Source organism: Enterobacter sp. BNK-13 (genome assembly GCF_048685015.1).
Lineage (GTDB): Bacteria > Pseudomonadota > Gammaproteobacteria > Enterobacterales > Enterobacteriaceae > Enterobacter > Enterobacter quasiroggenkampii.
Genome location: NZ_JBLQTP010000001.1, coordinates 2,648,567 through 2,660,876, shown reverse-complemented (window position 1 = coordinate 2,660,876; position 12,310 = coordinate 2,648,567). Strand labels below are relative to the sequence as shown.

Annotated in this window: 8 protein-coding genes; 3 read left to right on the top strand and 5 right to left on the bottom strand. The window is 57.2% G+C overall.

Annotation, left to right across the window (positions count from 1 at the left end; translation table 11 throughout):
- The first annotated feature begins 85 nt into the window (after nt 1-85).
- Entirely contained in the window at nt 86-985 is a 900-nt protein-coding gene (locus ACMGGQ_RS12985; protein ID WP_045908141.1) for a LysR family transcriptional regulator, read from the top strand.
- On the opposite strand, the gene ACMGGQ_RS12980 is transcribed toward ACMGGQ_RS12985, so the two are convergent.
- The 3 genes from ACMGGQ_RS12980 to ACMGGQ_RS12970 all read right to left on the bottom strand — a co-directional run bounded on the left by ACMGGQ_RS12980 (nt 960) and on the right by ACMGGQ_RS12970 (nt 4,637).
- A complete protein-coding gene (locus tag ACMGGQ_RS12980) occupies nt 960-1,748 on the bottom strand; it encodes a substrate-binding domain-containing protein (RefSeq protein ID WP_420290130.1) in 789 nt (262 codons plus the stop codon). The genes ACMGGQ_RS12985 and ACMGGQ_RS12980 overlap by 26 nt on opposite strands.
- The gene (locus ACMGGQ_RS12975) at nt 1,745-3,058 is read right to left on the bottom strand and encodes an MFS transporter (protein WP_196351845.1); all 1,314 of its coding nucleotides are present in this window, start codon (nt 3,056-3,058) and stop codon (nt 1,745-1,747) included. The genes ACMGGQ_RS12980 and ACMGGQ_RS12975 overlap by 4 nt, the downstream gene beginning before the upstream one ends.
- A 280-nt stretch (nt 3,059-3,338) precedes the next feature.
- On the bottom strand, nt 3,339-4,637 hold the full coding sequence (locus tag ACMGGQ_RS12970; RefSeq protein WP_420290129.1) for a serine hydrolase domain-containing protein: 1,299 nt from the start codon (nt 4,635-4,637) through the stop codon (nt 3,339-3,341).
- Between the two features lie 106 nt (nt 4,638-4,743).
- Between ACMGGQ_RS12970 and ACMGGQ_RS12965 the strand changes: the two genes are divergently transcribed.
- Complete coding sequence (locus ACMGGQ_RS12965; RefSeq protein ID WP_420290128.1) at nt 4,744-5,637, top strand: LysR family transcriptional regulator; 894 nt, start codon at nt 4,744-4,746, stop codon at nt 5,635-5,637.
- Here the strand turns inward: ACMGGQ_RS12965 and fumA are convergent.
- Nucleotides 5,626-7,275 carry a class I fumarate hydratase FumA gene (fumA, locus tag ACMGGQ_RS12960; protein WP_420290127.1) on the bottom strand — a complete coding sequence of 550 codons (1,650 nt, stop codon included), beginning with the start codon at nt 7,273-7,275 and terminating at the stop codon, nt 5,626-5,628. The genes ACMGGQ_RS12965 and fumA overlap by 12 nt on opposite strands.
- Nucleotides 7,276-7,327: 52 nt before the next feature.
- Nucleotides 7,328-8,836, bottom strand: coding sequence for an anion permease (locus tag ACMGGQ_RS12955; RefSeq protein WP_008500292.1), 1,509 nt, complete (start codon nt 8,834-8,836; stop codon nt 7,328-7,330).
- A 608-nt stretch (nt 8,837-9,444) separates the two neighbouring features.
- Between ACMGGQ_RS12955 and ACMGGQ_RS12950 the strand changes: the two genes are divergently transcribed.
- Complete coding sequence (locus ACMGGQ_RS12950; RefSeq protein ID WP_420290126.1) at nt 9,445-12,225, top strand: flavocytochrome c; 2,781 nt, start codon at nt 9,445-9,447, stop codon at nt 12,223-12,225.
- Nucleotides 12,226-12,310 lie beyond the last annotated feature (85 nt).

Sequence of the window (12,310 nt, the reverse complement as noted above, 5' to 3'; positions counted from 1 at the left end):
CAACGCCTGGGCGGTTGCGGCAGGTCAATAAGACGCTATTATTTTTGACTTTGTTGCGTATTCCCTGACAGGACATCCAGACGCTATGCCCGTGAATTTTGACCTTAACGATCTTTATGCTTTCAGAGCGTTAGTGGAATACGGTAACTTCCGTGTCGCCGCTGAATCTATCTGTTTATCCCAGTCGGCGCTGAGCCGCAGGATTGAAAAGCTGGAAGCCGCGCTGGGAAACAGGCTGTTCGATCGCACTACCCGCCGCGTGGCGCTGACGCTCTACGGACAAAACTTTGCCGAGCGCTCCGCGCAGCTGCTCGACAGCGTTGAGTCAATGCTCGCGGATGTCGATAAGGCCAGTGAAGAGCGGACGGGGCTGATCACGGTTGCCACGGTACCTTCCGCGGCCTGTTACTTTATGCCTGACGTGATCCGGCGTTTTCAGTCTCGCTATCCGCGTGTTCGCATTAAGCTCATCGACAGCAGCGCGGGCAATGTGATTGACGCCGTGGCCCGCAGCCAGGCGGATTTTGGTATCTGCTTTGCAGGAAACCTGCCGTCTGAAATCGAATTTTTCCCGCTGGTGGAGGATGTCTACGTCGCGGCGTGCAGAAAGGATCATCCCCTCGCGCAGAAGAGTCACCTGACGTGGAAGACGTTTTACCAGCAGGATTATATCTCCCTCGATAAAACGTCAGGCAACCGCAATCTGCTCGACCGGATGCTGGGGGATATCGTTCCCGAGCGACCCAGCGTCTGCGAAACACGTCACGTTACCACAATGCTCGGTATGGTTGAGGCGGGGATCGGCATCGCTGCCGTTCCCGCCATGTCAATGCCGACCTCAGAGCACACGCTGTTGACGCATCTGCCGCTGATGGCGCCGGAAGTGAAACGCACCGTGGGGCTTATCCGGCGCCGGGGGCGCATCCAGTCTTATATTGCGGCTGAACTGGAAAAGCAGATCACCGAGCAGTATCGCCGGACGTAACGGGGAGCATCCCCGTCTCCGTAATGACGGCCCTTGAGGGCGGTGAGGCGAGATAGGTCAACAGCGCTTTCCCCTCCTCGGGATGTTCTGCATGGCGGGTAACCGCGCCCGCGAAGCGCGTGATGTATTGCACATTGTCAGGGATTTTCCCGACAAAGGTGACGCCCTGAACCGGCAACAGCTCGCTAACCTGCTGGAAACCGAGAGTGTATTTTCCTTTGGCCACTTCTGAGGCGACCGGAATACGCTCGACCTTTGTCGCTTTACCCGCCACCTCTTTTTCTATTCCCAGCTTTTTGAATAACGCCTGGCTGACGTACCTGCCGCTGGCGCTGTCAGAGTAGGCGATAGAGCTGGCCTGCAGCAGCGTTTCACGCAGTTTCCCATCGCTGCTGATATCCGGTACTTTCGCTCCTTTTTTTACCACCATGCCAACGGGAGAATCCGCGAGTTCCGTTCGCGAACCCGGCTGGGTCTGGCTGGCCTTTTCGAGCTTTTCCAGCGCATCGCCCACCATAATCACCACGTCGGCCTTCTCGCCGCGCGCCAGTCGGTTTGGGATCGCCTGCGGCGTATTGCCCATTGAGGGACCGGGGATGATCACAATTTTATCCCCGGTCCGTTGTTCATATTCCGGGGCCAGCTTTTCAAGGGCGGCTTTAAAACCGCCTGAGATCATCACCTTCACGTCCTGGGCAAAGGCATTGACGCTCAGGAACGTCAGCACCAGCGCGCTGGTGGTATAGAGATAAGTGCGTTTCATATTGCCCCCTCTGACTTGACGGTGTTTTGCAGCGATACCGCGCGGCGGCGGTAGAGGTAGAGCGTCGCCAGCAGGGCACATACCGCGGCGAAGCTCATCCAGTAGCCCGGCGAGGCTTTGTCGCCGGTGTATTCAATCAGCGCGGTGGACATGACCGGGGTAAAGCCGCCAAAGACCGCCGTTGCCAGGCTGTAAGCCAGCGAGAAGCCCGCCACGCGCACTTCAGCCGGCATAATTTCCGTCAGAGCCGGGATCATTGCGCCGTTATAGAGGCCGTAGAGGAAGGAGAGCCACAGCAGCACGCTCAGCATCATCGAGAAGCTGGGCGCGCTCGCCAGCAGCGTCAGGGCCGGGTAGCTGGTCGCCAGCGCCAGCAGGGTCATGGCAATCAGCACCGGCTTGCGCCCGAAGCGATCCGACAGGGCACCGCCCACCGGCAGCCAGATGAAGTTAGAGATCGCCACCAGCAGCGTGACCAGCAGGCTGTCCGACGCGCTCAGCATTAGCACCTTTTTGCCAAAGGTGGGCGCATAAACGGTGATCAGATAAAAGGCCGTGGTGGTCATCGCCACCATCAGCATGCCCGCGACCACCACCTGCCAGTTGCCAAGCAGCGTTTTAAAGACCTGACGCATCTCCAGATGATGGCGACGCGCGCTGAACTCTTCCGTCTCTTCCAGCTTGCGGCGCAGGAAGAAGATAAACGGCACGATTAAACAGCCGAACAGGAACGGGATGCGCCAGCCCCATTCGCGGATGGCGCTCTCTTCCAGCATCGCGTTCAGCGCAAAGCCCATTGCGGCGGCGACCATAATGGCGACCTGCTGGCTACCGGACTGCCAGCTGGTGTAAAAACCCTTGCGGCCCGGCGTGGCGATTTCAGCCAGATAGACCGACACGCCCCCAAGCTCCGCGCCGGCGGAAAAGCCCTGTAGCAGACGGCCCGTCAGCACCAGCAGCGGCGCCCACAGACCGATACTTTGATAAGACGGAATAAGCACGATCAGGAAGGTCCCCGCCGCCATGATGGACAGCGTGACAATCAGCCCCTTTCTGCGCCCCACCTTGTCGATATAGGCACCAAGCACGATGGCGCCGATTGGACGCATCAAAAAGCCTGCGCCGAAGACGGCGAAGGTCATCATCAGCGACGCAAATTCACTGCTCGCCGGGAAGAACGTGTGGGCGATGTAGGTGGCATAGAAGCCGAACAGAAAGAAATCGAATTGCTCAAGAAAGTTGCCGGACGTGACGCGAAGTATCGCGCCCGCTTTCGACCGTACGGTTGCAGGTGAGGTTGAGGAAAACATGGTTATCTCCAGTTTATTGTTGACGTTTTACGCGTCTGTTTCTGAAAACTGGATCAGGATGAGGAATTAGATAAGCGCAAATGCCGCATCGACTGATGCATTTCTTGCATGAATATAATTCGGCTGATAAATACAATTAATGGCAACAATAACTTAACAAACCGTTGGCTTTTTATTCACCAATATTGTGTAAGTCTCTGATATTGCGATTTTGTGATGTGGCGCAGAGGCCCGTTTCAGAATGCGCCGGGTAACCGCTTCATTACCCGGCGGATGCATTTTAGCGCAGCGCCCTGGCAATCGCGCTAAACATCAGAGAAGCTTCCAGCGGCTGGGCGCTGAAGGACGGCTCCGCCTGCGGCCAGGTAGACCACTGGACGATGACCAGATTTTCCTTCGGGTTCACCACGATCATCTGCCCGAAAATGCCCAGCGCCCAGAGCGAACCTTTCAGCGAATCCTGTGCCGTCGGCTCTACGCCCGTGGCGTTCGCGGGCACTTCATTGTTCCACCACTGATAGCCGTACAGCCCCCCGGGATGGGCGTCTGATACCGAGCCTTTGGCCTTCGTCCAGTCTGACGACTGCCGGATCCAGTTTTCCGGCAGGATGGTCTTACCGTTCGGCAGCGTACCGTTGTTCAGGATAAATTGCCCGAAGCGTCCCCAGTCCTCCAGCGTGGCGTTAAAGCCGTGCGCGCCGACATCGTGCTGGCCTTTGCTGTAGGCATGCCACACGCCGTCGCTCGCCATGCCGTAAGGCTGCCAGATGCTTTTCTCCAGATAGGCTGCGAGCGTCATGCCGGTGGCCCGCTCCAGCACGTCACCCAGCAGCCAGGCGCCACCCGAAGAGTAAGACCAGTTCTCTCCGGCCGGATGCGCTCTGCGTAACCCCTTCACCAGCTTGCGCACGCAGTCATAGGTACCCGGCTTCGCCTCGCACTCGGTGAGCTGCGCAAAGTCGGAGTGGGGGTTGGTGTAATCCTCGTTCCAGGCCACGCCGGAGGTATGGGTGATCAGCTGTTTGAGCGTCACGCCATCCCACGCGGTGCCTTTCAGGTCGGGTTCATACCGCGTGATCCGATCGTCAAGCGAGTGGATCTTTCCCTCTTTGAGGGCCACGCCCACCAGCGCCGATACCACCGATTTCCCAACCGAGCGTGAGGTCCAGAGCGTCGAGTCGGTATTGCCCTCTCCAAGATACTTCCAGGCGATTTTGCCGTCCTTCAGTACCAGCATGCCGCTGACGTTCTGGCGCTGGAGGTACTCCTGAAGGCCGTAGCGCCTGCCGTTGACCTGATAGTGTGCGTCCGTGAGCGGCTTGTCCGACATTTGCAGCGGCACGGCGTTACCGTGGCGGAAACGATCCCCGGCGTAGTTGCGGTAGTCATTGCGAAAGCCCACCACGCGATCGGCCTGGCTCCAGGTGAGCATCTTATGGGGGTCAGGCAGCGTGGTGTCGAAGGGGGCTGGGCAGGCGCTGAGGTCGGTGCCTTTACAGGCCGCCACTGCCGCAGGGGAGAGCAGGGTGCTGAAGACAAGGCCCGCCAGCAGGGCATGGTTTACTTTTCTGTTTTTCATATCCGTCTCTTACAGGTTAGGAACGGCTTCAGTTTAAAAACCCCGGGGCTATAATAAAAAACGCGTAGCGGGGGAAAATCCCCCCAAAAAACAGAAGGAGCGTAGCGTGGCGGGACTGATTTACTCTTTTGCACAGCTCGAGGCATTTACCGCCGTGGCCGAGAACGGGAGCCTGAGTAAAGCCGCGGTGGCGCTGAAGAAGGACCGAACGACGCTTCGCGATCTGGTTGATTTTCTTGAGGATGGGTTAGGCTACGCGCTGTTTATTCGCGACGGCCGCACCCTGCGGCTCACGCCCGAAGGGGAGCAGCTTCAGCGCCAGGCGCACCTGCTGATGCGGCAGGTAAAAGCCTTTGAGGCGTTTGCCAGAGAGGTACCGCACGGTGCCACGCTGGACCTGACGCTGGTCTACGATCCTTTTACGCCCAGAGCCTTTCTGCACGGGGTGATTGCTGAAATGGCGGTGCGAAAAATCCGCCTGAGCCTTATTTGCGCCTCGCGGGATGAATCAGAACGGCTGCTGGCGAACAACGACGCGGATCTCGCCATCTGCCAGGCACGCAACCGCAGCGTGGGCAATGATATGGAGTGGCGCGCCCTGGGTGCCATCGATATGGATTTTTATGCCGCCAGCGGGCTGTTTGCTGACCGTTCTTCGCCTCTGTCGCTGCTCGATCTCTCCCTGGTGCCCCAGGTCATCATGCACCCCGCCTCGGACGAGCCGGTGGCACGCCGCCTGCAGATTTCCGGGCATACCCTCTTTACCAATGAACCGGAGATGCTGCGCGGTTTGCTGGAGCGCGGCTGCGGCTGGGGATTCTTACCGACGCATTTTCACGCCGGGCAGTGGCAAAACGTAAAAAGGCTGCACACCGAAGTGGGCAGCCAGGGGATTGGTCAGACGATGGTCACCATCTGGAAGCCGGGAAGCGACAAGCGCAGCACGATCGCTGAAACGCTGTCGCTCTTGCCGGACGTATGGAAGCACTCAGCGCTGTGAACAGCCTTTACACTGCTGGTTCTGGATCTGCTGGAAGAAATCGTTGCCTTTGTCATCCACCAGGATAAACGCCGGGAAGTTCTCGACTTCAATTTTCCAGATGGCTTCCATGCCCAGCTCAGGATACGCGACGCACTCCAGGCTCTTAATGCTGTTTTGCGCCAGCACCGCCGCCGGGCCGCCGATGCTGCCCAGGTAGAAGCCGCCGTGCTTATGGCAGGCGTCCGTCACCTGCTGGCTGCGGTTGCCTTTTGCCAGCATGATCATGCTCGCGCCGTGGGACTGCAGTAAGTCCACATACGAATCCATGCGCCCTGCGGTGGTTGGACCGAGTGAGCCAGACGCGTAGCCTTCCGGCGTTTTGGCTGGGCCCGCGTAGTAAATCGGATGATCTTTGACGTACTGCGGCAGTTCTTCGCCGTTGTCGAGCAGCTCTTTCAGCTTCGCGTGGGCGATGTCGCGCGCCACGATGATGGTTCCGTTCAGCGACAGGCGGGTAGAGACCGGGTGCGCGGAAAGCTGCGCCAGGATCTCATTCATCGGCTTGTTCAGGTTGATGCTGACCACATCGCCTTCGCCCTGCTGGCGCAGCGATTCAGGAATGTACTGGCCCGGGTTGTGCTCCAGCTTCTCAATCCAGATCCCGTCGCGGTTGATTTTCGCTTTGATATTGCGGTCCGCGGAACAGGAAACTCCCATGCCAATAGGGCAGGACGCGCCGTGGCGCGGCAGGCGGATCACGCGGATGTCGTGGGCGAAGTATTTACCGCCAAACTGCGCGCCGAGGCCGAGGTTCTGTGCTTCCTGGAGCAGCTCCTGTTCCAGCTGAACATCGCGGAACGCCTGGCCGTGTTCGTTGCCTTCCGTTGGCAGCGCGTCGTAGTAGCGCGTGGAAGCCAGCTTCACGGTTTTCAGCGTGGCTTCCGCCGAGGTTCCGCCGATAACAAAGGCAATGTGGTACGGCGGGCAGGCTGCCGTCCCCAGGGTACGCATCTTCTCAACCAGGTAATTTTTCAGCTTAGCCGGGGTGATCAGCGCTTTGGTTTCCTGGTAGAGATAGGTTTTGTTGGCAGAGCCGCCGCCTTTCGCCATGCACAGGAATTTGTATTCATCGCCGTCAACGCTGTAGAGATCGATCTGCGCGGGCAGGTTGGTACCGGTATTCACCTCTTTATACATATCCAGCGCCGCATTCTGGGAGTAGCGCAGGTTGTCTTCAATGTAGGTGTTATACACGCCCTGGCTCAGGGCCGCTTCGTCACCGCCGCCGGTCCAGACGCGCTGGCCTTTTTTACCCATGATGATCGCGGTGCCGGTATCCTGGCAGGTCGGCAGCACGCCTTTGGCCGCGATTTCGGAGTTGCGCAGGAACTGCAGGGCAACGTACTTATCGTTCTGGCTGGCTTCCGGGTCGTTGAGGATGGCGGCAACCTGCTTCTGGTGGGAAGGACGCAGCATAAATGCGGCGTCGTGGAAGGCCTGCTGCGCCAGCAGGGTCAGCGCTTCCGGCTCCACTTTCAGGATTTCCTGGCCTTCGAACTCGGCAACGGAGACGTGCTCTTTGGTCAGCAGGTAGTATTCAGTGTCGTCATGCGAAAGAGGGAAGGGGTTCTGGTAGTAAAACGGTTTGTTTGACATAGCTTGCTCCACAAAAATAAAACCGCCGGAAGAAACATCCGGCGGTCGGAAATCAGAACATCATGGACATCCACGGATAGCCAATCAGCAGCAGGGCCGCCAGGAAGATGGCACCGAAGATTGTGCCGAGGCGCCAGTAGTCTTTGGTTGGCAGGTAGCCGCTACCGTAGTAGATCGGGCTTGGGCCAGTACCGTACGGGGTGATGATCCCCATCACGCCCAGCGAGGTCACCATCAGCAGAACGAACACTTCCATATTCATGCCCGGAATGGTGGAGGCGATGGTCAGCATCGCTGGCAGCAGCGCCGTGGTGTGCGCGGTGGTGCTGGCAAACAGGTAGTGCAGCAGGTAGAACGCCAGCAGCAGGACGATGGTCGCCACGCCCGGAGAGATACCGCTCATTAACAGACCGCCTTCTTTACCCAGCCAGCTGATAAAGCCGGTAGAGGAGAGGCCGTCCGCCAGCGCAACCAGGGTGGCGAACCAGACGAAGGTGTTCCACGCGGCTTTGTTACCGGTGATATCGTTCCACTCCAGCACGCCGGTCCACAGCATCAGGCCGACGATGAGCAGGGCAGCCATAGCGGGTTCAATCCACGCGGCGGCGAAGATCCACATCAGCAGCGCACAGCACACGAACACCAGCAGCAGGATTTCATTGCGGGACAGTTTGCCCAGTTTTTCCAGCTCACGGGTCGCCCACAGCGGCACTTCGTTGTTCACCTTCACTTCTGGCGGGTAGAACCAGTAGGCCAGTAGCGGCATGGCCAGAATCAGCAGGATACCCAGCGGCAGGAAGGCGAGGAACCAGGTACCCCAGGAGATATCGATCCCAACCGTACTTTTCACCAGCGCCAGCGCCAGCAGGTTCGGCGCGAGGGCGGAGAGGAACATTGAACTGGTGATACAGGCCGCGGTGATCGCCACCCACATCAGGTACGAACCAATTTTACGCGCGCTTGGGTCGTTCGGTTTAGAACCGTACAGCGGCGGCAGGTTAGCGATAATCGGGTAGATGGTCCCGCCGCTGCGCGCGGTGTTGGACGGGGTGAACGGTGCCAGCAGCAGGTCAGCAAACGTAATCGCGTAACCGAGCGTCAGGCTGCGACGGCCGAGGTATTTCACCAGAATCAGCGCCAGACGGCGGCCGAAGCGGGTTTTGTCATAGCCTGCGGCGAACATGAAGGCACCGAAAATCAGCCAGACGGTCGAGTTACCAAACCCGCTCACCGCCCACTTAAAGGAGGCGCCTGCCAGCTTGAATTTCGGATCAGCCAGCTGTTCAGGACTGAACAGCACCCACTGGCTGCACAGGGCAATGGCGACCACGCCGGTCAGACCGATCACCGCGCCCGGCAGCGGTTCGAAGATCAAACCCACGATCACGCCGACGAAAATGGCGAAGTAGTGCCATGCGTAAGGAGGCAGCCCTTCCGGTACTGGAACAAACAGCAGCAGTACGGCGACGATGACGGGCAGTGCCATCATCAGCAGACGTTTTGCGTTTCCATTTGATGCCTGGTTCGCCACAGGGGGCGTTACAGCAGTTTTTGTATTCATAGTTTCACGTCTTAAGTTGTCAAAGATTCGGTCGTACTGAATAAACAAAATCACTTTCTTAAGTTTCTTTGCTTTTTTTAGTTATTAAAGGTGCGGTTTTGTATTTTCAGTAATAGCAATTTAACGCTTTTACGGTGGCGCTAAATTAAAAAATGATGATGTTTTTATATTGCGCTTTTGGATGCCATAACTATTGATCGCGATCAAAAAAACAGAATTGCAGCGTTATTTTTATGCTTTTATTAATAACCACTCAGGCGTATGTGGGTATTACCTGTTTTATTGGTTTGTTTTATCATTTTCGTAACATTTATTTTTTCTTTGTTTTATATCTTGTTGTTTTTAATGGTTTTTCATGCGTGATGGAAATTGGTTTTACCAATTTTTATTTAACGAATTTTAAATTATTGTGAATGACTGAATTACATTCGCTAACACCAATGTGTTATTTATGTTATTGCAGGGATTAAATAGTTTTTTAACTAACGCAATAACTTTAGAAACTAAAAAAATCATTATATTAATATCATGACATCGGCAAATAACGACGAACTAAAAACTAATCCGATAACGAATTCTTAATTTTTTAAAAGTTTGGAGTTTCTAATATGAGCACTAACGAACGTATTCTTAGCCCCTTCACATTACCGAATGGCACTGAACTGAAAAACCGTTTGTTAATGGCCCCTATGACCACCTGCACCGGCTATTACGACGGCACCGTTACCAGTGAACTGGTGGAGTACTATCGTGCCCGTTCAGGCAGTATCGGCACCATCATTGTGGAGTGCTGCTTCGTCGACGATCTCGGTCTGGCCTTCCCGGGCGCGATCGGGATTGATAATGATGAGAAAATTGCCGGGCTGGCGAAAATCGCGGAGGCGATCAAATCCAAAGGCTCTAAGGCTCTGCTGCAGATCTACCACGGCGGCCGCATGGTTGACCCGAAACTGATCGGTGGCCGTACGCCGGTTGGCCCAAGCGCCGTTGCCGCGCCGCGTGAGGGCGCAGCAACGCCAGTGGCACTGACTGGCGAAGAAGTCGAAGGCATGATCGGCAAGTTTGGTGAAGCGGTGCGCCGCGCCATCCAGGCCGGCTTCGACGGCGTGGAAATCCACGGGGCAAACACCTATCTGATTCAGCAATTCTATTCGCCAAACTCTAACCAGCGTGACGACGAGTGGGGCGGCAGCCGCGATAATCGCGCGAAGTTCCCGCTGGCGGTTCTGGATATCACCCACAAAATGGTGCGCCAGTACGCGGACGACGCCTTTATTATTGGCTACCGCTTCTCCCCTGAAGAGCTGGAAGTGCCGGGCATCCGCTTTGAAGACACCATGTACCTGCTGGAAAAACTGGCGGCGCGCGGCGTGGATTACCTGCACTTCTCCGTCGGCGCGACCCTGCGTCCTTCCATTGTCGACACCCAGGACCCAACGCCGCTTATCGAAAAATACTGCGCGATGCGTTCTGAAACGCTGGCGCAGGTTCCGGTCATGGGCGTGGGTGGCGTGGTAAATGCCGCCGATGCCAATGAAGCGCTGGAACACGGTTACGACCTGATTGCCGTGGGCCGTGCCACCATCGCCTATCCGGACTGGACCGACCGCATCGCGGCCGGGGAAACGCTGGAGCTGTTTATGGACAGCACCCAGCGCGAGGCGCTGAATATTCCTGAACCGCTGTGGCGCTTCTCGCTGGTGGAAGCGATGATCCGCGACATGAGCATGGGCGAATCAAAATTCAAACCGGGCATGTTCACCGAGAAGGTGCAGGACGACGCGAATGAGCTGGTGATTAACGTCAGCCTGGAGACTGACCGCATTGCGGATATCGAGCTTGCGTCTGGCCCGAGCGAAGACATTGAGTTCGTCACCAGCTTTGAAGAGATCCGCACCCGCATTCTGGATGCCAATACCCCGCACGTGGATGCCATCACCGGCGCAACCAGCCAGAGTGAAGCGGTGAAGAAAGCGGTCTCTAAAGCGATGCTGAAATCCAGCAAAGCGCGGGCAGCGGAAGAGGGCGTTGACCCGAACGAAACCCGCAGCGTGGACGTGGTGGTTGTCGGCAGCGGCGGCGCCGGTCTGGCGGCGGCGATTCAGGCTCACGACGAAGGCGCGAGCGTGCTGATTGTTGAGAAAATGCCAACCATCGGCGGGAACACCATTAAAGCCTCTGCCGGGATGAACGCCGCTGAAACCCGCTTCCAGCGCGTGAAGGGCATTCAGGACAGCAAAGAGCTGTTCTACCAGGAAAGCCTGAAAGGTGGCGGCAACAAGAACAACCCTGAACTGCTGCGCCGCTTCGTCGAGAACGCGCCGCAGGCAATTGAGTGGCTGGCAACCCGCGGCATCATGCTGAACGACATCACCACCACCGGCGGGATGAGCATCGACCGTACTCACCGTCCAAAAGACGGTTCTGCGGTGGGCGGTTACCTGATTAGCGGCCTGGTGCGTAACGTCAACAAACGCAATATCGAGGTGATGCTGGATACTTCCGTCAGCGACATCCTCTTCGAAAACGGTGAAGTCACCGGCGTGCGCCTGACCACCGAAGAGAATGAAACCATCACCGTGGCAGCGAAAAGCGTGATTGTGGCAACCGGCGGCTTCAGCGCTAACAGCCAGATGGTCGTGAAATACCGTCCGGATCTGGAAGGTTTCGTCACCACCAACCATAAAGGGGCGACCGGTGGCGGTATCGCGCTGCTGGAGCGCATTGGGGCAGGCACTGTCGATATGGGCGAAATTCAAATTCACCCAACCGTAGAGCAGAAAACCTCGTACCTGATTTCCGAATCCATCCGCGGGGGCGGGGCGATTCTGGTCAATCAGAAAGGGGAACGCTTCTACAACGAAATGTCGACCCGCGATAAAGTCTCGGCGTCAATCATCGCCCTGCCGGAGAAATACGCTTACATCGTCTTTGACGAGCATGTACGCGCCAAAAACAAAGCCGCGGATGAGTACATTGCCAAAGGCTTCGTGACCAGCGCCAGCTCGCCGAAAGCCCTGGCGGAAGCGCTCGGCATGGATTACCACGCTTTCCTGGCGACCCTGGAACGTTATAACGGTTTCGTTGAAAAACAGCATGATGACGACTTTGGTCGTACCACCGCGCTGCGTGCGCCCATCAATGAAGGGCCATTCTACGCCATTCAGATTGCGCCGGGCGTGCACCACACCATGGGCGGCGTGACCATCAACACCGAAACCTGCGTGCTGGACAGCAACCACAACGTGCTGCCAGGCGCGTTTGCAGCCGGTGAAGTGGTCGGCGGGATCCACGGTGCTAACCGTATCGGCGGTAACGCGGTGGCAGATATCATTATTTTTGGTACCCTTGCAGGACATCAGGCGGCTCTGCGTTCGAAAATGAGGTAAGGCTCCTGCTTCCCAGGCCGGATACGCGCAGCGTTATCCGGCATTTTCCCCGGCGGCGCGGTGCCTGCCGGGGCTTCAGCTGAGG

Bases quoted from the DNA above. Each gene is read 5' to 3' on its own strand.
- ACMGGQ_RS12955 (WP_008500292.1), bottom strand. From the start codon at position 8,836: ATGAATACAAAAACTGCTGTAACGCCCCCTGTGGCGAACCAGGCATCA.
- fumA (WP_420290127.1), bottom strand. From the start codon at position 7,275: ATGTCAAACAAACCGTTTTACTACCAGAACCCCTTCCCTCTTTCGCAT.
- ACMGGQ_RS12985 (WP_045908141.1), top strand. From the start codon at position 86: ATGCCCGTGAATTTTGACCTTAACGATCTTTATGCTTTCAGAGCGTTA.
- ACMGGQ_RS12970 (WP_420290129.1), bottom strand. From the start codon at position 4,637: ATGAAAAACAGAAAAGTAAACCATGCCCTGCTGGCGGGCCTTGTCTTC.
- ACMGGQ_RS12950 (WP_420290126.1), top strand. From the start codon at position 9,445: ATGAGCACTAACGAACGTATTCTTAGCCCCTTCACATTACCGAATGGC.
- ACMGGQ_RS12980 (WP_420290130.1), bottom strand. From the start codon at position 1,748: ATGAAACGCACTTATCTCTATACCACCAGCGCGCTGGTGCTGACGTTC.
- ACMGGQ_RS12975 (WP_196351845.1), bottom strand. From the start codon at position 3,058: ATGTTTTCCTCAACCTCACCTGCAACCGTACGGTCGAAAGCGGGCGCG.